At 63.2% G+C, this 19,651-nt stretch carries 19 protein-coding genes; 8 read left to right on the top strand and 11 right to left on the bottom strand.

Features of this window, described 5'->3' with window-relative positions; all coding sequences use genetic code 11:
* Window positions 1–66: 66 nt before the first annotated feature.
* A complete protein-coding gene (locus IDF66_RS21410) occupies window positions 67–540 on the bottom strand; it encodes an SRPBCC family protein (RefSeq protein ID WP_317628798.1) in 474 nt (157 codons plus the stop codon).
* Between the two features lie 228 nt (window positions 541–768).
* Here IDF66_RS21410 and IDF66_RS21405 point away from each other — a divergent pair, with 228 nt between their 5' ends.
* The 3 genes from IDF66_RS21405 (at window position 769) to IDF66_RS21395 (ending at window position 4,842) form a co-directional block, all read left to right on the top strand.
* The gene (locus tag IDF66_RS21405; protein WP_190268531.1) at window positions 769–2,283 is read left to right on the top strand and encodes an HNH endonuclease signature motif containing protein; all 1,515 of its coding nucleotides are present in this window, start codon (window positions 769–771) and stop codon (window positions 2,281–2,283) included.
* A 51-nt stretch (window positions 2,284–2,334) separates the two neighbouring features.
* Window positions 2,335–3,186: an alpha/beta fold hydrolase gene (locus IDF66_RS21400; RefSeq protein ID WP_223309954.1), complete on the top strand. Its 852-nt coding sequence runs from the start codon at window positions 2,335–2,337 to the stop codon at window positions 3,184–3,186.
* Window positions 3,187–3,318: 132 nt separating this feature from the next.
* The gene (locus tag IDF66_RS21395) at window positions 3,319–4,842 is read left to right on the top strand and encodes a hypothetical protein (RefSeq protein WP_190268530.1); all 1,524 of its coding nucleotides are present in this window, start codon (window positions 3,319–3,321) and stop codon (window positions 4,840–4,842) included.
* Window positions 4,843–5,080: 238 nt separating this feature from the next.
* On the opposite strand, the gene IDF66_RS21390 is transcribed toward IDF66_RS21395, so the two are convergent.
* The 6 genes from IDF66_RS21390 to IDF66_RS21365 all read right to left on the bottom strand — a co-directional run bounded on the left by IDF66_RS21390 (window position 5,081) and on the right by IDF66_RS21365 (window position 10,472).
* Window positions 5,081–5,434: a hypothetical protein gene (locus IDF66_RS21390; protein ID WP_190268529.1), complete on the bottom strand. Its 354-nt coding sequence runs from the start codon at window positions 5,432–5,434 to the stop codon at window positions 5,081–5,083.
* Between the two features lie 244 nt (window positions 5,435–5,678).
* Window positions 5,679–6,758, bottom strand: coding sequence for an amidohydrolase family protein (locus tag IDF66_RS21385; protein WP_317628797.1), 1,080 nt, complete (start codon window positions 6,756–6,758; stop codon window positions 5,679–5,681).
* A 275-nt stretch (window positions 6,759–7,033) separates the two neighbouring features.
* The gene (gene dmpG, locus IDF66_RS21380; protein WP_190268527.1) at window positions 7,034–8,086 is read right to left on the bottom strand and encodes a 4-hydroxy-2-oxovalerate aldolase; all 1,053 of its coding nucleotides are present in this window, start codon (window positions 8,084–8,086) and stop codon (window positions 7,034–7,036) included.
* Window positions 8,083–9,039, bottom strand: a complete 957-nt coding sequence (locus IDF66_RS21375; protein ID WP_190268526.1) for an acetaldehyde dehydrogenase (acetylating) — start codon at window positions 9,037–9,039, stop codon at window positions 8,083–8,085. The genes dmpG and IDF66_RS21375 overlap by 4 nt, the downstream gene beginning before the upstream one ends.
* 12 nt (window positions 9,040–9,051) lie before the next feature.
* Window positions 9,052–9,846, bottom strand: coding sequence for a 2-keto-4-pentenoate hydratase (locus tag IDF66_RS21370; RefSeq protein WP_190268525.1), 795 nt, complete (start codon window positions 9,844–9,846; stop codon window positions 9,052–9,054).
* A complete protein-coding gene (locus tag IDF66_RS21365) occupies window positions 9,843–10,472 on the bottom strand; it encodes a TetR/AcrR family transcriptional regulator (protein ID WP_164309791.1) in 630 nt (209 codons plus the stop codon). The genes IDF66_RS21370 and IDF66_RS21365 overlap by 4 nt, the downstream gene beginning before the upstream one ends.
* 165 nt (window positions 10,473–10,637) lie before the next feature.
* Between IDF66_RS21365 and IDF66_RS21360 the strand changes: the two genes are divergently transcribed.
* The 4 genes from IDF66_RS21360 to IDF66_RS21345 are packed head-to-tail and all read left to right on the top strand — an operon-like array spanning window position 10,638 to window position 15,163.
* Window positions 10,638–12,200 carry a bifunctional 3-(3-hydroxy-phenyl)propionate/3-hydroxycinnamic acid hydroxylase gene (locus tag IDF66_RS21360; RefSeq protein ID WP_190268524.1) on the top strand — a complete coding sequence of 521 codons (1,563 nt, stop codon included), beginning with the start codon at window positions 10,638–10,640 and terminating at the stop codon, window positions 12,198–12,200.
* 10 nt (window positions 12,201–12,210) lie between these two features.
* A complete protein-coding gene (locus IDF66_RS21355) occupies window positions 12,211–13,077 on the top strand; it encodes an alpha/beta fold hydrolase (protein WP_190268523.1) in 867 nt (288 codons plus the stop codon).
* An 11-nt stretch (window positions 13,078–13,088) separates the two neighbouring features.
* Window positions 13,089–14,111, top strand: a complete 1,023-nt coding sequence (locus IDF66_RS21350; protein WP_190268522.1) for a VOC family protein — start codon at window positions 13,089–13,091, stop codon at window positions 14,109–14,111.
* A 26-nt stretch (window positions 14,112–14,137) separates the two neighbouring features.
* Window positions 14,138–15,163: an amidohydrolase family protein gene (locus IDF66_RS21345; RefSeq protein ID WP_190268521.1), complete on the top strand. Its 1,026-nt coding sequence runs from the start codon at window positions 14,138–14,140 to the stop codon at window positions 15,161–15,163.
* Between the two features lie 83 nt (window positions 15,164–15,246).
* On the opposite strand, the gene IDF66_RS21340 is transcribed toward IDF66_RS21345, so the two are convergent.
* The 4 genes from IDF66_RS21340 to IDF66_RS21325 form a co-directional block, all read right to left on the bottom strand.
* Entirely contained in the window at window positions 15,247–15,921 is a 675-nt protein-coding gene (locus IDF66_RS21340) for a hypothetical protein (protein ID WP_190268520.1), read from the bottom strand.
* 339 nt (window positions 15,922–16,260) lie between these two features.
* Window positions 16,261–16,857 (bottom strand): hypothetical protein, encoded by a 597-nt coding sequence (locus IDF66_RS21335; protein ID WP_190268671.1) that lies wholly within the window; start codon window positions 16,855–16,857, stop codon window positions 16,261–16,263.
* Window positions 16,858–17,269: 412 nt separating this feature from the next.
* Window positions 17,270–18,286, bottom strand: coding sequence for a cell division protein ZapE (zapE, locus tag IDF66_RS21330; protein ID WP_190268519.1), 1,017 nt, complete (start codon window positions 18,284–18,286; stop codon window positions 17,270–17,272).
* 183 nt (window positions 18,287–18,469) lie between these two features.
* Window positions 18,470–18,682, bottom strand: a complete 213-nt coding sequence (locus IDF66_RS21325) for a hypothetical protein (RefSeq protein WP_190268518.1) — start codon at window positions 18,680–18,682, stop codon at window positions 18,470–18,472.
* Between the two features lie 645 nt (window positions 18,683–19,327).
* On the opposite strand from IDF66_RS21325, the gene IDF66_RS21320 reads away from it, so the two are divergent.
* Window positions 19,328–19,645 (top strand): hypothetical protein, encoded by a 318-nt coding sequence (locus IDF66_RS21320; RefSeq protein WP_190268517.1) that lies wholly within the window; start codon window positions 19,328–19,330, stop codon window positions 19,643–19,645.
* The last annotated feature ends 6 nt before the right edge of the window (window positions 19,646–19,651 follow it).

The following is a 19,651-nucleotide window of genomic DNA, read 5'->3' as shown; positions in this document are numbered from 1 at the left end:
GGACGCCGGTACCACCTGTTCGATGAGTTCGACCATACGAGGTTCCGCCGTGGTGGGCTTGCCCGCTCAGCTCGGACGCTGCGCGACCGTCCTCGCGAGGATGCCCAGCGTGGCTCGCAGCGCCGACTCGGGGATGATGGGGAAGATGTCCATGTCGCGGTAGCGACCCTCGATCTCGCTCCAGTCGTAGTAGGAGACGACCTCGGTTCCGGTGTCACTCGGCTGCAAGCGGTATCCGTAGAGGTGCTTGATGGGGGGTTGGATCTCGCCGGAGATCGTCCACTCGATCACCGAATCCTGCTCGAACTCGGTGATGATGACGGTGACGTCGTACTTGCCCATGGGCAGATCGTTGAGCGACTCACGGTCCATGTGGACGACGAAGGTGTCGCCGACGGCACGGACCGGATCGCCTTCGGCCGACTGCAACATCCCCGAGCTGTCGATCTGGACATGCCCGTCGGGCCGAGTCAGGATGTCGAACACCGCCGAGGGCGGCGCCGCGATCTGTCGGGCCACTTCAAATCTCTCAGTCGTCACCAGTGGAGCCTGCCAGAAACCTGGCGTGGCCGTGCGTGGTTTGGTGAGCGGAGAACCTCCCATGCGCAGAGGTGTGTCCGGCGATCACTCGAGACCCGTTGTGGCGGCCAATCCTGTCGGTGGTCGCCGATAGTCTGTACTCAGTTCAATTTCGTACGCGGGCGCGATCTCTTTGATGACGAGCTGATGATGACTGGTCCTGTCGGTCCCTGCCTCAGAGGTGCGCACGTGTTCTCCTATACCGATCCCATCGGCGATGACGCTGTGCTGTCGTCGTTGGGTTCGAGCGGTATCGGGGAGCCTGCACGCGACGCACTACGGTTGAGCCGCCAAGCCGAAGCTCGCGCCTTGCTCATGGCTCATCGCATCGGTGAAGCCGCGTACGACGACATGCTCGTCTTCCTCAGTCCCGGTCGGCAGATGATGGTTCGCAAGCACGCGGAGAAGGCTGCCGTCGGCGAGATCTCACTCCAACTCGGACTGTCCCGCACGAAGGCCGGCACTTGGTACCAACTCGGCATCGCGCTGCAACAGTTCCCGAAGATCCGAATGGCTTATCTCGCGGGCGATCTCAGTACCCACCGCATGTCGGTACTGATCCATGCCGCAGAAGCTGCGTCGGACATAGCGCCCGGCGCTCCTACGGAACCGGAAGCCCCCGACGTCGATTCTCCTGACGTCGATTCGCCTGAGACCGACACTCCTGAAACCGACTTCGAGGACATAGCGCTGGACCTCGCGGAGCGTCCGACAACAGACACCGTATTGCGCGATGCGCTCGAGGAGTTGGTGATCAGCCTCGACCCCGACGATGCCACCGAAGCACGTGAGGAGTTCGGTCGGGCCTGGGAGAACGTAGCGATCAGCAATGACAGTTCCGGACACATCAACATCGACGCATGCGTACCCGCCGAGTTCGGTGTCTACCTGCGCGATCGGATTGCCGCACTGATCGCTGCCAGGATCTGCCGCCGCGATCCACGCACCCTCGGGCAACAACGCGTAGTGGCAATGGCTGCGTTGATGGGCACGCCAGGTGCTGACCTCGTATGTCAGTGCGGCGACGAGAACTGCCATCCCAACGGGGAGCGTGACACCACGCAACCACCGAACGGTGCTCCGGCCGTACCCCTCACCCAACCTGACAGACAGGCCGATGAAAGGGACAGGGCAGACACCGAACCCACGTCCGACACCGCGCTCACCCCTGCGGCGCCGTGGACCCTCGTGCTCGACCCGGCGGGTACCGCCGTTCCTCGGCTGCACGGATACGGTGCCATCGACCCTGCCCACGCCGAACACCTGCACGATCGATCGATCGAGATACTGCTGCGCAACAACGTCGAGCGCGGTCCTTGGGGTCGCCTCGTGGTCACCGACCGCGCCGCCGCCCCGCCGGTCGACCCGACCGGACACGGCGGGCACGCCCTGCCACCACCTGGCGCCCTGACCTACACGCCGTCTCGCCGGCTACGGGACGAGATTCAGCAGTCCGACCTGACGTGCCGTTATCCGTGGTGCAGCCGACCTGCCCATGAATGCGACCTCGACCATCTGGTGAAGTTCGACCATGCCGACCCCCTGGTCGGCGGCTGGACGCTGCCCGAGAACATCGCGCCCCTGTGCCGCCCAGATCATCAACGCAAACACCTGGCTTTGTGGCTGCCCACGATGCATCTCGACCGCAGCATCACCTGGACCAACCCGACAACCGGACGACAACTGACCACCTATCCGAGGTGAGTACCCCCGGCTCGACTCCGGAACGGCCGGCCGAAAACGTACGGTCGAACCATGGACTCGGTAGCCCAGTCGACGATGCCCCCTACCACCCCGACATGGAATCTTGATCACGTCTTTCGCCACGCCGACGGGGACATCCGCTGGCGTCAGTTCGGCGAACAAGGTCCACCGATCGTTCTGGTGCACGGCACCCCGTACTCGTCCTTCTTGTGGCGAGACATCGCCCCAGCGCTCGCGCGGACACGACGCGTGATCGTTTTCGATCACCTCGGCTACGGACAATCGGACAAGTCGGAGATGCAAGACCTGACGCTGGCTGCGCAGGCCAGGCGATTCGCAGCGCTCCTCTCGTATCTCGGAGTGGAACGGCCACGCGTGGCCGCGAACGACATCGGCGGTGCCATCACTCTGCGGGCCTTGCTCGTCGAAGGCGTTCGCTTCAGCGACATGACCCTGTTCGACTGTGTCAGCGGCGGGCAATGGGAGGGCGGCCTGTTCGGTCAGATTCGCCAGAATCCTGAGGTGTTCGCACAACTTCCCGGCTACGCACACCGGGCGCTGGTGGCCAGTCATCTTCGCCACGCAACGTATGCCGGATTCCGGCCAGGCGTCCTGGACGCCTACCTGGCGCCGTGGTTGGGCGAGGCAGGCCAAGCGGCCTTCTACCGCCAGTACCGGCAACTCTCAGAAGCCGATACCGACGACTACTCCTCTCTACTCGGCGACGTCGACATCCCAGTGCGTCTCCTCTGGGGGTGTGACGACCGCATCCTGCCACCCCGCCACGGAGAGTGGCTACGGGACCACATCCGTCATGAGTCCATGACCTGGATCGAGAACGCGGGCCACCTCCTGCAAGAGGACGCTCCGGCTCAGCTTCTTGCCGTTCTCGAACAGGCATAGGCAATCAACGCAGGCGCCGCCGGTCTGGCCCGTGAACGTGGTCAGAACAACGTCGTCACCGTATCGACCCGGAAAGCTCCACGAACTGACGAATCGGAATCAAATATCTCGAAGTTCCGATTCAATACACCGATGTCGTCGAAGATCGATCTGTCGGAACTCACGTTCAACTATCGCGAGAGCAGGGCCATGGCGGATAACGATGACGGGTCCCAACAAGACTGGTACATGTTGGTTCGCAACGCGGCGATACTCGGTGCAAGCTACCTGCCCTACGTGGGGACGATCGCCTCTGCGCTTCTCGATGCTCTGTGGCCACGCGATGACGGGAAAGATCTGTCGGCCTGGGATCAGGTCAAGTCCGAGGTCGAGAACCTCATTCGAGAAAACTTCGACACACACTTCCTCGACGAGGCGAACGTGCGGATACGCGTGATCGAGGATCGGATGAAGTCGTACCTCCGGGAGGTGCAATATGCGGTTCGATACGACACTCCAGAGCAATGGCAGTCCGCCATCATTTCCTTGGTGACCACCCGGGACCATCTCCATTCGGAGCGCGTTTGGCTTCTGGCACAGGGAACGTCGGATGAGACTCGCCGACGGTTGACTCTGCCTCACAGCGTGCTCCTGGGGACAATGGTCATGACGCTTCAACGGGACTATTACTACATATGCCGTGACCACAAAACGATGGAGGACAAGCACTACCAATCCTACTTACAGGATCGCAGAGACGAAGCCGATGCGTACGTCGCGGAGATGTCCGAAGAAGTGCGGGCTTCCATCGCAGTCGCGCGAGAGCACCGCAAACCACAAGCGGCAAAGGACGAGGCCGACGCCGTCGAGCGCCATCGCATGGACGGACACGTACGCGACCACCGTATTGCGGGCTGGCGCACCATGAATCAATTCGACAGGTACGCACAGCTCAAACTGCTGAGCTTCGTCGATCTGTGGCAATACTTTGTGAATGGTGCACCCGGCCAGTCGTTGCCGCAGTACACGATCTACTCAGATCCCTATGGGACCGCAGACGGGCACGGTGTCACGGTTCCGGAGGTCCCCACGCCCGAGTATCCCGGCTGCATCGCCGTGTGGGCGGATCGGTTCGTCAACGGCGTCCAAGTCTGGTACGACACAACCGCTCCGCGCGATACCAAACAGTCACCGCAGTCCAACGGAACTCCGCTCATGGGGCGTTACGTGGACTGGCAGCATCAGCACAATTGGCAATTCGAGACTTCGCCCACATCGACAAACTATCCGGTCCGAGCGTTGGTGCGATACGCGGATGTCATTCACGGGATCGGCTTCGAGAACAACACCGGCCAGCAAACCGGTGTCGTGGGTTGGGAGACCGGCGGCAAAGACGAGAAGACTGTGAAGATCGAATTCGAAGGCCATCGTGTCCGAGGAGTGAAGATCATGGGCCTGTCGAACGCTTTTGACTGTGCCGATTGCATCGTCATCGCGTTCGGCCCCGTCGACACCGATCCCAATGTTCCTGTTGCACATACGTTGTTTGTCTACAGTCCAGAGGAATTGGCCACCGACAGCCTCCAGGATTCGACTGACGATGCCCCGTCAGAGATCCCTGCGGAATGGGTTGCCGAACGAGCCGCGCACTGGGAGCGGATCGCCGAGACCGGGTGAGGACACGCCATTCGCACTGCCTGACGAACCCTCACTGCTCGGTGACGACGCTCCGTTGAAATCTGGTTGTTGATGCTCGGGTCGAACGTTCTGGGTGTTCCTGTCGCCACCGCGGCAACGATCAGCGCGGCAAGGATGAAACATACGCCGGCATAGAGCACGCTTCCGGGGTGACGGGTCGCATCGTTCGTCATTGACGTTGGACGAGTTGCGAGAAACGCGGCCTGATCGACAAGGCCTATCCGAGGCCCCAATCGATCCACGCCCCAAATAGCGCGATCACTCCGGCCGTTGCCCCAACCGCCAGCGAGTACGCCCAGCCGGCCCGGCGGGTGCGTACCGGGAGCATGAACGCGATCCCGGGAACGAGTAGCACCGCCCACGCCAGCAACCACGGAACCCAGTACGTGGCGATGATCGGCCTGTCCACTGGTGCATCCAGCGGCGCGGCGGTGGGTTCCGGCAATCCCAGCCGACTCCGTGTCAGATGGGCGAGCGGGATCACGACAAATATGGCGACTACGAAGCCGACGGTAGCGGCGGCGGCGACCTGGACCTTGCCTGCACGCGTTGTGGTGGAGGTGGCCGCCATTGACCCAGCTTACGGTGAGTCCGACTCAGTGCGTGGTACCAAAGTGCGGTTCGTAGTAGTAGTGATGGGTTCTGTCCGCTCGGCCTGTTCGAACAACCGTTGGGTGTGCATTCGAGGATGTCGCACAGCGCAGCGAATGTGAACAGACCTTCGCTGTCCACCTCGGTCGGACCGCGTCGTTCGCGCAAGCACTTTCAGAGGTCACCACGCGTCCGTACCTTTGATACTCGACCTCTTTGATCTTTCAGCTCACGGCAGCGCGCAACCGGGGCAGTTGCTGCAACGGGTTGATGCGCTCGATCTCGTAGCGTTGGCCGGCGTTGAAAACGTCGCTCAGTCCGCGAGCCGGGTCGCCGCCGCCCTCGAGGAACACGGTTTGGCTGAAGGGCCAGTCGGAGCCGAAGACGATATGGGAACGCGGTGCGACCGCCAGCACCGACCGCATCGCAGCTTCGGACGCGCTCAGGGCGGTGTCGAAGTAGAACGTGCGGATCAGTTGTTGCACGTCAAGGGCCGAAGGACGGGGAGCGCCGGCGGGCCAATGGTTGCCGACGGGTGTTTCGGCAAGGACGCCGACGCGCCATGACAGGAATGGCAACGTCCCGCCGGCGTGGGCGAGTTGAAACCGGATGCCGGGGTAGCGGCGCAGAGTGCCGCCGGCGAGCATCAGGGTTGCTGCACGGGTTGTGTCGAAGGTGAATTCTTCGAGGAAGTCCGGTAGTGGGAGTGAGGGTTTGGCGTTGTCGGGGATGGCGGCGGGGTGGACGAACACGAACGCCTTGCGGCGGTTGAGCGCCGCCATGAGTGGCTCGAACCGCGGATCGCCGAGATAGACGCCGTCGTACGCGGACAACAACACCACGCCATCGAGGTGGAGGGTGTCGAGTGCGTACTCGAGTTCGGCGATCGAGGCCGCGACATCGGGCATGGGCAGCACGGCAAATGCGCCGAAGCGGGTGCGGTGGGTTCGGAAGAGTCGGGCGGCGTATGTGTTGCAGTAGCGGGCAAGATCGCGGGCTTCCTTGCCACGCAGAAAGGACACGCCCGGGTCGGACACCGACAGTGCCTGGGATTGAATGCCCCATCGGTCCATGAAGTCGATCGCTGATTCCGGCGACCATTGTGGGGTGGGGTAGCCCCCGATGGTGAAGTGCCCGTGTTCGAGCAGGGCGGCACGGTACTCCGGTGGGAGGAAATGGGCGTGGAGGTCGATCCGGTAGCGCCCCGAAGGAGCAGGTGCAGCCGCCGCTGGTGCAGCGCTGGTCGCAACCGCGGCTCCGGCAGCCACCGCGCCGGCACCGATGAGCAGCGATCGACGACTCACTGCAGACGGGGCCTCAATGTTACTGCGCGAGGACGGATTCGGGGTGGAGGTCATCGGCTATGGGCCTTTCGGGGAATGAACTGGTGACTACGTCGAGATCGACGATCTCGGCTGGACTCGGATATCAGGTGGCCAGGTGTGACTCACCGGTTATCGGTGGCGTCGCTGTCGGGTTGTTGTCGAGGAGCTTTGAGGGCGCATCCGATCGCAGCGACGAACAGGACGACCGCAACCGAGATCATCGACGCCGACATACCCCCGCGGAGGAGGACGTCTCAGACATCGGCCATCGAGTCATCGTCGACCGCGGGAGTCTGCGATTGACCATCGGCAAGCAGATCCAGCGCGATGTCGACGAGCATGTCTTCTTGACCACCGACCATGCCCCGGCGACCCGCTTCCACCAGCACGCTGCGTGCATCGATGTCGTAGCGTTCGGCGATGGTCTCGGCGTGACGCAGGAAGCTGGAATACACCCCCGCGTAGCCCAGGGTCAGGGTTTCGCGATCGACGCGCACGGGACGGTCCTGCAATGGACGGACGATGTCGTCGGCGGCGTCCTCGAGCGCATGGAGATCGCAGGGGTGGTCGATACCGAGACGCGAGGCGGCTGCCACGAACACCTCCAGCGGGGCGTTACCTGCGCCGGCGCCCATACCGGCCAGCGACGCGTCGACACGGGTCGCGCCATGCTCGACGGCCACCAGAGAGTTGGCCACACCGAGTGAGAGGTTGTGGTGGGCATGGATGCCGATCTCGGTGTCGCCGTGCAGAACTCCACGCAAGGCGTCGCAGCGCTCGGCGATGTCACGCATGGTCATCGCACCGCCCGAATCGACGACATACACACACGTGGCGCCGTAGGACTCCATCAAGGCGGCTTGACGGGCCAACTCCTGCGGGGTGGCCATGTGACTCATCATCAGAAAGCCGACGGTGTCCATGTCGAGTTCGCGGGCAGCCGCGATGTGTTGGGCGGAGATGTCCGCTTCGGTGCAGTGTGTCGCGACACGCACTGTGCGCGCGCCGGCGCGGTAAGCGTCTTTGAGGTGGTGCACGGTACCGATCCCGGGCAACAGCAGCGTCGCCACCGTGGCGCGCTCGACCGCGCCGGCAACGGCTTCGATCCATTCCAGATCGGTGTGGGCGCCGAAGCCGTAGATACAGCTCGAACCGGCAAGTCCATCACCGTGCGCGACCTCGATCGAATCCACTCCTGCGGTGTCGAGTGCAGTCGCGATGGCAACCGCCTGCTCGGTCGTGTACTGGTGCCGGATCGCGTGCATGCCGTCCCGCAGCGTGACGTCGCTGAGGTACACCGCGGTCATGATGGGACTCCTGTGGCCTGGGTGGCGTGAACGGCGATGTGTTCGGCAGTGGCTTTGGCGGCCGAGGTCATGATGTCGAGATTGCCGGCGTAGGCGGGCAAATAGTGAGCTGCGCCGGTCACTTCGAGCATCGTGGTGACCCGTGTACCGCTGAACGTGCCGGTCTCGGGGATGTAGAGCGGGTTGTCCGCGGTGAACGTCTCGAACTGCACGCGTTGCTTGAGTCGGTAGCCGGGCACATAGCCGTTGACCCGTTCGACCATCTCGGTGATCGACGCTTCGATAGCCGAGTGGTCGGTGTCGCCGTCGACCAGGCAGTACACGGTGTTGCGCATGAGGATAGGCGGGTCGGCCGGGTTGAGGATCATCACTGCCTTGCCGCGCTGCGCGCCCCCCACCTCGCGCAGTGCGGTGGCGGTGGTCTCGGTGAACTCGTCGATGTTCGCGCGCGTTCCCGGCCCTGCCGATCTGGAGGAGATCGAGGAGATGATCTCGGCGTACGACACCGGCGCGATTGCGCCGACGGCGGCGACGATCGGCACGGTCGCCTGCCCGCCACACGTCACCATGTTCAGGTTCGGCGCATCGAGGTGCTCATCGAGATTGACCACCGGCACGCAAAACGGACCGATCGACGCGGGCGTGAGATCGAGCACCCGGACCTTGGTGGCCTCGAGTGTGAGCCAGTTGGCGCGGTGCGCACCGGCAGAGGTGGCGTCGAAAACCAGCCGGACATCTGCGAATTCGTCCATGGCGAGCAACCCGTCGATCCCCTCGGCGGTGGTGGCGACGCCCAAGCGCTCGGCACGCGCCAAGCCGTCGGAGTTCGGGTCGATCCCCACCATGGCGACCACCTCGAGGGGGCCGTCGCTTCGGAGGATCTTGATCATCAGATCGGTGCCGATGTTTCCCGACCCGATGATGGCAACCGGGTAGCGCTGTGTTTTGGTCATCGGTGGGCTCTTTCAGGTGAAGTCGATGGAGACGCGGCCCAGGCCGGACAAGTCCGCGGACGCTGTGTCACCGGCGTGGACGAACACGGCCGCGGTGATCGATCCGGACATGACGAACTCCCCGGCCTGCAGTCCGGTGTCGAACGCGGCCAGGGCGTTCACCAGCCACGCCACCGCTTCGGCTGGGTGACCGAGAACCGCGGTGGCGACCCCCTGGTCGACCTGTTCGTCATTGACGTACAGGGATGCGGTGATGTCGTCGAGGTCGGGTGCGTCGTTGATCGGCAGCCAGGGACCGAGGACCACTGCGGCGGAGCTGGCGTTGTCGGCAACGGTGTCGCACAGGGTGATTCGCCAATCGGCGATCCGGCTGTCGACGATCTCGAGGGCAGCCGCGACAGCGTCGGTCGCATCGAGGACATCGGCGACGCCGACACCTGGCCCCCGCAGCGGACGGTTGAGCCGGAATGCGATCTCCGGCTCGACCCGTGGCGCGCACAGCGACGACAGCGGAATGGAGCCACCGTCGGGGAACACCATGGTGTCGAGAACGAATCCGTAATCCGGCTCGTCGACTCCGAGCAATTGCTGCATCGGCGCGGACGTCAGACCGATCTTTCGGCCGACCAGCCGAGCGCCCTCGCCCAGCAGGCGAGTGAGATTACGCTGTTGGATCGCATAGGCGCCGGCCACGTCGAGGTCGGGAATGCTGTCGCTCAACGGAAGGATCGGCGCACTGTCGACCAACGCGCTGTGCAACCGGTCCGCCCAGGTATCCAGGTCGGCGGCGGGTAGGGGAGAGCTCATGAGTACTCGTCTCGGGTTGATTCGGCAAGCCGGAGTGCGGCATCGATGACCATGCGACCGTGGAGTTCGAACATGGCCGGCAAATCCACTGAGTCACCGCCGATCTCCTTGGCGATGAAAAGGCCGTCGGCACCGGCCATGGCGTACGTGGCGAGTTGATCGAGCGCCGCCTCGTCGAGGTCCGGGGACAGGTCCTGGGCAGCTTCGCGTAACTGGGCCTGGGCTTGGGCACGCACTTGTAGATACATCTCGCGGGCGCGCGGTTCGACCGGTCGGCGTTCCAACGCGAGCATCAGCCCGAGCCGCAGAAAATCGGGTGACTCCAGCAGCGCCTTGGCCACCTGCATCGTCATCTCGGCGACCCGGTCACGGGGCGTCCCGTCGTCCGGCATGCTCCACGCCGACAACCAACGACCGAAACTGCGCTCGATCACGGCTGCAATGAGGTCGTCTTTGTCGGCGAAGTGCCAGTAGATCGAACTCGCCGGCAGACCACACCGCTTGCTGACCAGGTTGATACTCGTTCCCTCGTATCCGCGTTCACTGGCGATTTCGGTTGCTGCATCAAGGATCTTGGCTCTCGACGCCTCGCCGTTGGCGCGGCGTCGCCGGGATGTGTCTGCCATTGGTCCACCCTTCTGGAATCGTCCGGGAGCGTCCGGCAAATTGCCGTAGTGGTCGCTACAGTAAGTCCTTGACGGCCCCGGGTCAAGGACTTACCGTAGTGATCACTACAGTTCGTTTATCTGGCATCTCACCCTGGCAGCGAGGTCTGGTTCGAGGAGACTTCTGTGTCCGACACTCCGCACTGTGACGTCGCGATCATCGGCTATGGACCCACCGGGGTCACCGCGGCCAACCTCCTTGGCCAGCAAGGTTTGAATGTGGTTGTTCTCGAACGTGATCCGGACGTCTACGGTCGTGCCCGCGCGATATCGACAGACGAAGAGGTCATGCGTATCTGGCAGCAGGTCGGCCTGGCCGATCGCCTGCAGCTGGACATGCTTCCCGGCGGTGTCGTCGCATTCGTCGACTCCGAGGGCAGGCCGTTCGCGGAGGTGCAGCCGACGTCGCGAGGCGCCGGCCACCCGCCCCAGCAGTTCATCTACCAACCCGCCGTCGACAAGACCTTGCGTGCCGGGGTGGAGCGGTTTCCCAATGTGACCGTGCTGACCCGACACGAGTGCCTCAAGGTGCTCACCGGCACCGAGCACGCCGAGATACTGGCGGCCGATCTGGCCGAGGACAGCTTCGTCCGGATCCACGCGTCGTACGTCATCGCCGCTGACGGCGGATCCTCGGCAACACGGGGGCAGCTGGGGATCGGATATCAAGGCAAGACGTACACCGAACGCTGGGTCGTCATCGACACGAAGGTGCTCTGCGATTGGGACGGCAGCTCACGACTGCGTTTTCACTGCGACCCGGCACGTCCCACGGTGGACTGTCCGACGCCGCTCGGTCATCACCGTTGGGAGTTCCCGGTCCGCGATGGCGAAGACGAGAACCACCTCGTCACCCACCAAGCCATCTGGTCCATCCTGCACAGCCAGGGAATCACCGAGGACAACGTCGAGATCCTGCGCGCGGTGGTGTACAGCCATCACGTGCGAGTGGCCGATCGTTGGCGAGTCGGCCGGGTGTTCCTCGCCGGCGACGCGGCGCACGCGATGCCGCCGTGGATCGGGCAGGGGATGGCGTCAGGTGTCCGCGACGCCGCCAACCTGTGCTGGAAACTCGCTGCGGTCATCGACGGAAGCCTCCCGGAGTCCGCGCTCGACAGCTACCAGCTCGAACGAGAACCTCACGTGCGCGAGACCACTGCACACGCTGTGTTCGCCGGCAAGGTGATCACCGAACGTCGCCCCTGGGCGGCGATGTTGCGCAATCACGCGTTTCGGATGGTCTCGAGGTTCTCCCCGTTCCCACGGTGGATGGTGGACACCAAGTGGATCCCGGATGCCCACTATGCCGACGGACTGTTCAGCGACCAGACCCACCCGGCCCACGGATGGCAGATTCCACAGCCGTGGGTGCTCGACGAGCACGGATCACGCGTACGCCTCGACCACGTACTGAGCGGGCGCTGGCGACTGCTCAGTCTCGACGGTCGTCACCACCCTGCGTGGCACTCCTGTGGCGTGGAACAGGTCAGAGTGCTGCCGGCGGTGTCGGCTCCGGAACCGGGCGCCGTCGTCGACACCGACGGCATACTCCGGACGTGGTTCGGCAAGCATCGTGCGTCGACAGTTGTTCTGCGCCCCGACGGCTTCGTCTATGGCGCGGCCCATTCCGGCCAAACCCTCCCAGCACCGCCCGCAGGATTGCGTGCGGCGACCGCCACCTCACGATGAAGGAAACCTGATGTTGGCCTCCGACAGCGCCTCCCACACCATCACAGTCAACGGCGACACCGAGATCTTCTACACCGAGAGTGGCACCGGCACGCCGGTCGTGCTCCTGCACGGCGGCGGACCAGGCGCCTCGGGCATGTCGAACTACGTTCGCAACATCGACGCCCTGGCCACCCGTTTCCGCGTGATCGTGCCCGACCTGCCCGGCTACGGGCGCAGCAGCAAGAATCTCGATCAGACCGATCCGTTCGGCGCCCTCGCCGACGCAATCCGTGCGCTGCTCGATCACCTCGGACTCGATACCGCCCACCTGGTGGGCAATTCCTACGGCGGTGCCTGCGCGTTGCGACTGGCCCTGGACACACCGCACCGCGTCGACCGTCTGGTCTTGATGGGACCAGGCGGAATCGGCACCACACGCGGTGCCCCCACCAAGGGCCTCAACGCGCTTCTCGGCTACTACACCGGCTCAGGCCCCAGTCGTGACAAGCTCGAAGACTTCATCCGCACATACCTGGTTTACGACGCAGAAGCCGTGCCGGAGGCGGCGATCGAGGAGCGCTACCGCTCGTCGATCGACCCGGACGTCGTTGCCAACCCACCCCTGCGGCGTCCATCCGGTCTCGGCGCGCTGAAGACCCTGTGGCGCATGGACTTCACCCGCGACCCACGCTTGCGCGCGCTCACAACCCGCACCCTGGTCATCTGGGGCCAGAACGACAAGGTCAATCGTCCGGCGGGTGGTCAGATGCTGGTCGACCTGATGCCCAACGCCGATCTGATGATGCCGGCACGGACCGGCCACTGGGTTCAGTGGGAACGGGCCGACCTCTTCAACCGCGTCGTCGCGGACTTCCTCGACGGCACGTACGCATGAAGGATCCGACGATGAACACCTCCATCACCGACGCGCCCTCGGTGTTCGGCAACGTGCACCTGGGGTACATCGTCATCGAAAGCCTACGATTCAGCGAGTGGCGACGATTCGGAAAAGATGCCATCGGAATGCATCTCGACGAAGTGTCACCAGAGGTGATCCGGTTTCGCCTCGACGACCACCAAGCGCGATTCATCGTCGTGCGCGGCCCAGCCGAGGACGTCGTTGCCCTGGGTTGGGAACTCGACGACCACGAGTCGTTCGATCAGATCGTCAGCCGGGTGACCAATCGCGGCGTACCCACAGTGGCCGGCACCGACGACGATGCCGCCATCCGCGGGGTGGAACGGCTGATCCGCTTTCCCGGCCCCAACCGCTTGGCCCAGGAGATCTTCACTCGCGCACACCTCACCGATGAACCACTCGCGATGACCAACCGCGGGGGATTCGTCACCGGCACAGCCGGAATGGGACATGTGGCGATCACCTCGAGTAAGCCTCACCAGATGCGTGGCTACTACAACACCGTGTTCGACGCCCGCCTCACCGACTACATCGACGAGACGATCAGCGGAGCCAAGCTCAAGATCCGGTTCCTGCGCGTCAACGAACGCCATCACTCGATCGCCATCGCCAATGTTCGCACGCTGCCGATCAATCCGATCCGCACCCGGGTACAGCACCTGAACATCGAGGTCGCCTCGCTCGACGACATGACCCAGGCCTACCAGCGAGTCAAGCAGTTGGGTTTCGGCATGGCGTTGTCGGTCGGGCAGCACACCAACGACAAGGAGCTGTCCTTCTATGCTCAGACACCGTCAGGCTTCGAGTGGGAGGTCGGGTGGAACCCGCTCACCGTCGACGAGAAGACCTGGGAACCAAGCACTCACCGCGGTATCAGTATCTGGGGACACACGCCTGAGGGGCAGACCATCGTCGACAAGCTCGATCAGTTTCGCCGCGGGGTGACCTCGCTGCGCCACGACGAGGACTCCGTACCTGCGCTCGCAGGCGTCGGCATCCCGGACAACTGACCACCCGACCACAGATTGAGTAGACAATGACGTTGCGCATCGACACCCACCATCACCTCATCCCGCCGTCGTACCGGGCAGCCTTGGCGTCGGCGGGAATCGAAGCAGCCGGAGGACGCGACCTGCCGGACTGGAGTCCGGACACATCGATCGAGACGATGGACGCGTTGGCCGTGCACACCGCCATCCTGTCGGTGTCCACCCCGGGGACGACTTTCCTCGACGACGCAGCGGCCGCCGTGCGTCTTGCGAGTGAAATCAACGACTACTGCGCAGACCTTGTCCGGGACAGGCCACAGCGCTTCGGCTTCTTCGCAACACTTCCCACCCCTCACGCAGAACTCGCGACCGCCGAAGCGATCCGCGCGCTCGACGACTTGCACGCCGATGGCGTGGTGCTGCTGGCCAACTCGGCCGGCCGATATCTGGGCGAGCCTGGTCTCGAGCCGTTGTGGTCCGAACTCAACGCTCGCAAAGCCGTCGCGTTCATTCATCCCGCCGAACTACCGAGCCCGGCGGTTCCCGGGATCCCGCCGTTCGCCGCAGACTTCCTCCTGGACACCACTCGCGCCGCATACCTCCTCGTGCGCAACAAGATCCGGGAGCAATATCCCGATGTCCGTTTCCTCCTCAGCCACGGCGGCGGATTCGTGCCGTACGCCGCCCATCGAATGGCCATTGCCATCGCAGGCGACACAGGTCGCAGCATTCTCGACGTCCTCGACGAGTTCCGCACCTTCTACTTCGACCTCGCATTGACCGCCAGTGCCGCATCGTTGCCAAGCCTTCTCGCGTTCGCTCAGCCCGGGCACATCACCTTCGGCTCCGACTGGCCGTTTGCCCCACTGACCGCTGGTTCCTACTTCGCTGCCAACCTGGAGAACTACGCCGACCTCAGCACGCAACAGCGTGACGCCATCGAATGGTCCAACGCTGCACGACTGTTCCCACGATTCGGCACCGAAACCGGTCCGCCGCCGGCGCCGCGCAGCGTTCGGGGTGCGGCGCGCCGAAAGGTGATGCGGGTGGTCAGCAAGGCGTTGCAACCGTAGAGGTGAATGCAAGCAGCCGACGCTCTGCGCCGCTACATCGAAGACGACGTCTTCGGCGGCTCTCGCCAGATCCAGGACGTGTCTCAGGCAGCGTCCAGCGTCGCGATCGATCCGCCGATACGGCGAAGACTCTTGTGCTGCAGCGCGGTTCCGATTCTCGTCAGCAGCTCGACACAAGGCCAGAGCGCTTCTGGTACATCGACACCTCGGACTGTGGTGACGTCCAAACAGGTCACCTCGGTGAGCGTAGACGTTCGCCATCCGTCGCCGCGCAGCCACTGCAGATCACGACTGCGCGTCAGCGGAGCCAGCATCAGTCTGCGAGGCACGCCCTCCGTGAGGGCAGAGGACGCACCATCGTGCACTGCCGTCTTCGTCCACCACAGCACGCCGTCGACGTCGACCTCAGGCATTGTCTGCCCACCCGGAAGGCTCTCGCGAGCGCGCACGGGGGATTTGCCGAAGACGAACAGTCCGGACGCGCCTATCCCCGTGAGGCTTCGCGCGTCGCCTGTCGGGACTTCGATCGATGCGAGCGCATCGTTGACCGCCTCCGGGACCCACACCGGAGTCAGGTCATCCAGCACCTCAACAGCCGTCACCGAGTGCATCACGTTCCCGCAGAGCATGCGGTGGAGAGCGATATTGTCGAGTTTCTGTGTGACCACCGCGTCGAAATCGGCATCACCTGGACCGTGGCCGTCGGCGGCGAGTGCGTCCAACTCGGTGTCGTATTCGGCGTCGCGTGCACTGACCATGTCGACGTATGCGATCCATTCGACCGACAGATCGCGATATGCCTGGGTCAGCTCCCGGTGTATTCGGGGCAGACCATCGGACAGCCAGGGACGTGCGCGATCAACCCCGCGCCTGCCTTGTGTGCGACCTCGTCGGCCCGATCTCGATGACTGGTTTTGCCTCGACATGTCGCCAACGATAGGGGAATCGGGCATCCGGACCGTGGTAGAAATCCACAGGTCAGTCGGCTATCCACAGTGGCAATATTCGCGAGCGAGTCCTTACCGCTATCTGGTAGTGAATGAGGGCTTTCGCCACTGAGCCGATCGGCGCCGCCAGGCCGTAACGACGTGCGAAAGTCAGACTGACTCCAGCGCCCGCTTGGCCTTCTCCAATGCGGCCAGCGTCCGCAACACGGACTCGCGTTTCGCGGTCAGATCTGACACCTTGGCCTTGCCGCTGAGACCGGAGTCACGTTTCGCGACGGCGAGGCGTTCCTCGAGTTCGGTGAGCTGCGCAAGCAATCCTTCGGCTCGGCTCGCGAGTTCGGCGTGGTCGGGCCGGGAAACGTCTGGGCGTCGAGCGGTGTCCGGCTTGGCGGATCGTCCTGTTCCAGCCGCGCCCCGCGCATCTGCCCTTGTGGCGGTAGCACCGGGTCGGGCTAGGGCGGCACTCCTTCCCGTCTGAGACGTGCGACGAGGCGGAGTGTGTGTACGAGTATTGGTCAGCACCGCACTCGCCTCACGAGCTGCGACCCGATGCTCGCGCTCCTCCTCATCGTCGGACTCCAGGGACCCGCCCAATGGGCGAAGAGCATAGAACGCGATGAACTCGCGGGCCTCGGCGATGGTCTGCTCCGCGGCGCGGCAGCGCCCGCACCGCGGTTCGTTACGGAGGTCAACAACCTCCTCGTCGGACGAGCACCATACACATTCCCTCAGCGTGGCGTCGGTCACGGAAGCACGGGCAGCGAGGTTGGGCACGGGTGAAGAGCCTACGACACAAAGCTTTTCACACCAAAAGCGGGGGTTGGTCGCATCAGCGATCTGAGGGCAGACCCGCGGCGGGATCCAACAGCCGGAACGGATATACCAAGAAAGGTATATCCCTGTGTGAGGGATGCCGCGGAGTCAATCAGACGATGTCGGCGCGCCGGCATGACGCAGTCTCAGCTGGTTTGTGCGCGTGAGTTGGTGCGGGCCCGACGTACTCTATGACGCGCTGCCCACTGTGACACCTGACAGCATCGGTGATCCGATTTCCGCAACGAGTGACGCAAGCCGGCGACCTCGCTCGGCTAGGGCGAGCCGAACCACCTAGATGAAACTGGCGAAACGTGTTGATGGAGGACGAGTTGTTTCTCGCTGGTTAGCTGTGAAGCAGCTGGAGTCGGCTTGCCATGCGGAAGGCGTCTGGGCGCGTGGTTTCAGTCGCGAGGAAGTCGGCGACCGTATGTGTTGCGATGAATGTTGTGGGGGTGTCGGTGTCGGCCAGAATGTCGATGACATTGACAAACCGCTGCTGCGCTTCGCGGCTTGCCTCGTCGAACAGTGGGATGTCGGTTATTACCCAATCACCGAACGCGTCCGCCCAGTAGAGATACTCGATCGTCGATAGTGGTGAGTCGCAGAGTTGCGCAAACGAGATCCACAGCTGGTCGTTGCGGACCGCCAAGACAGGGAATTCTCGACCCCGAACGGTGAGCGTCACCCTCTCGTCGTTTGATGGAAAGTCACCGGGTGGCGAGGCGGTCAGCCACTTGCCAGACGCGAAGCCCGTGGTGTGGTGTGGTGACTGCGTCCGGTAGTCGGTAGGACCGTCGAGGTGGTAGACGTCGAGATGGTTCTGGATCATCGCGATACCTGCCTCAAAGGTGTGGTGCCAGATGGGATTGGGCAGCAGCGACTTCGGCGAATAGTTCGAGGTGACCAGCACCGTGAAGTGGTGAGCGAACACGAACTCGAGAAGGCGTGTGAGAAGGCGAGCATCGCCGGAATCGTGGACATGAAACTCGTCGAAAAACAGCAGACGGCTTGACCCGAGAAGTTCACTCAGTGCGGACTCCAGCGCTCTCGGATCATCGCGGGAGTCGTGAACGCGAAGGTGCAACTCGTCGAAGAAGTTGTGGAAGTGCACCCGGGTTTTCGGCACTGGCGCTGCATCGAAGAATGCTTGAGCCAGCCAAGATTTTCCGCGACCGGCTGGCCCGTGTACATAGAGTCCACGTGAGCTTTGGTTTCGGCGGGCCCGCCGTCGACGACCGGCGGGCTGATCGAGCATGGCGAGTCGTTCAGCAAGGCGCCTCTGTTCAGCGTTCAGAACGATACCGGCCTGGAGGGCGGAGCCCTCGATTGCCGCAATGACGCTCTGGCGAACAGGTAACACCTGACCGATCGTTGCATGCTGACTACTTGCCGGATCGGTACTGTGTGCAACATCGCACTGCGTAGCAGCGAGAATCTCTCATCTGTTGCGCAAACCAATACTGAGCTGTGGATCGGACTATTACTGCTGGCTCAGGCCGGCGGCGACTTGCTGGCCGAAGCGGCCCATTTCGCTCGAGATAAATCAGGGCACCGTGGATGACGGTTCACCGATCTCGATGACGGTTAACATTGGATGTGAGCGAGCAAGGATCGTGGCCAACCGCAGGGCTCTGAACTGTGGCTCGCCATATTGGGTGAAATTGGTAGGTTCGGATCGATCCTGTTCATAACGGCTGGCGAATGTTTCTTCACCACTCTGACCAGGAGAATCGTTGACGGCATCGCCTTCACCCATGACACCGGTTCACGGGGGGCACGCCAGTAGAGCCGGTTGAGTGCGCGTTCCGCAGGCTGCGGTTGAACTTACGTCACTGTGACATAAGTCCGGAGTCCGGCGGGCGGCCGAAAGGGGATATCCACCATGGCGCGCTTTGGCCATTCGGCTCGCAATCCTCAAGGCGGGCAACCAGATCTCGGCCGATTCGTTCCGATGGATCATGCGCAAACACTCGACGTCGCGGTCACGCAGGGCCCGAAGTGTCATCAAACCTCGCCAGAACAGCCTTCGGATTCGCCAAATCGGGAAAACTCGCCAATTTCGCTGACCGTTCACATTTGCCATCAGCGGTCTGTGAACGCAACCGCGCCGATAAGATACATTATGTCAAGTAGACCGGTGCATATCACGGTGCGCAGCAACAGGACTCAAGCGCCCCACCACCCTGTCGGGTGACAAGCTATCTGAGACTTTGACACCCTAGTAGAGACTTAGTGACATCGAACCCAGGAAGACCGTTTGCAGCGTAAGCTGTCTGAGCTCGAGACCGTGGGTATGAAGACATCGCGCGCGAGTCTGTTCCGTAAGGTCACAGCGTACCGACAGCACGGAGTCGCCGGACTTGTGGATCGCAGGCACCTGCGGCGCCAAGAGCACCGACGAGTGCCCGTCGAGATCGAGACAGCTGCGCAGAGGGTGACCGCGGACCACATCGGAGCTACATCGCGTGACGTGCTCTACTTCCTCGACAAGACCAAGCAGCGAGTCCGCCAGGACAATCCGAATGCCGAGATCGCCTGGCCGAGCGACCGCACCTTGCGTCGATGGCTCACTCCCCTCCTCGATGCAGCCGGTCTGACGAAGACGGCCAGTCACCGCCGCAGCGAGTCCAACAGACCACACCGCGCATTTCAGCCCATCCTGGCCAGGCACCCCGAACGCGACCTCATGGCAAGCCGGCTGTTACTTCGCATCACCTAACCTGGT

Source organism: Gordonia hankookensis, assembly GCF_014673215.1.
GTDB lineage: Bacteria > Actinomycetota > Actinomycetes > Mycobacteriales > Mycobacteriaceae > Gordonia > Gordonia hankookensis.
This window is presented reverse-complemented; position numbering and strand designations above follow the sequence as displayed.

Bases quoted from the DNA above. Each gene is read 5' to 3' on its own strand.
- IDF66_RS21400 (WP_223309954.1), top strand. From the start codon at position 2,335: ATGGACTCGGTAGCCCAGTCGACGATGCCCCCTACCACCCCGACATGG.
- IDF66_RS21375 (WP_190268526.1), bottom strand. From the start codon at position 9,039: ATGACCAAAACACAGCGCTACCCGGTTGCCATCATCGGGTCGGGAAAC.
- IDF66_RS21350 (WP_190268522.1), top strand. From the start codon at position 13,089: ATGAACACCTCCATCACCGACGCGCCCTCGGTGTTCGGCAACGTGCAC.
- IDF66_RS21345 (WP_190268521.1), top strand. From the start codon at position 14,138: ATGACGTTGCGCATCGACACCCACCATCACCTCATCCCGCCGTCGTAC.
- IDF66_RS21340 (WP_190268520.1), bottom strand. From the start codon at position 15,921: ATGGTCAGTGCACGCGACGCCGAATACGACACCGAGTTGGACGCACTC.
- IDF66_RS21395 (WP_190268530.1), top strand. From the start codon at position 3,319: ATGTCGTCGAAGATCGATCTGTCGGAACTCACGTTCAACTATCGCGAG.
- IDF66_RS21370 (WP_190268525.1), bottom strand. From the start codon at position 9,846: ATGAGCTCTCCCCTACCCGCCGCCGACCTGGATACCTGGGCGGACCGG.
- dmpG (WP_190268527.1), bottom strand. From the start codon at position 8,086: ATGACCGCGGTGTACCTCAGCGACGTCACGCTGCGGGACGGCATGCAC.
- IDF66_RS21390 (WP_190268529.1), bottom strand. From the start codon at position 5,434: ATGGCGGCCACCTCCACCACAACGCGTGCAGGCAAGGTCCAGGTCGCC.
- IDF66_RS21355 (WP_190268523.1), top strand. From the start codon at position 12,211: ATGTTGGCCTCCGACAGCGCCTCCCACACCATCACAGTCAACGGCGAC.
- IDF66_RS21365 (WP_164309791.1), bottom strand. From the start codon at position 10,472: ATGGCAGACACATCCCGGCGACGCCGCGCCAACGGCGAGGCGTCGAGA.
- IDF66_RS21325 (WP_190268518.1), bottom strand. From the start codon at position 18,682: ATGGGTGAAGGCGATGCCGTCAACGATTCTCCTGGTCAGAGTGGTGAA.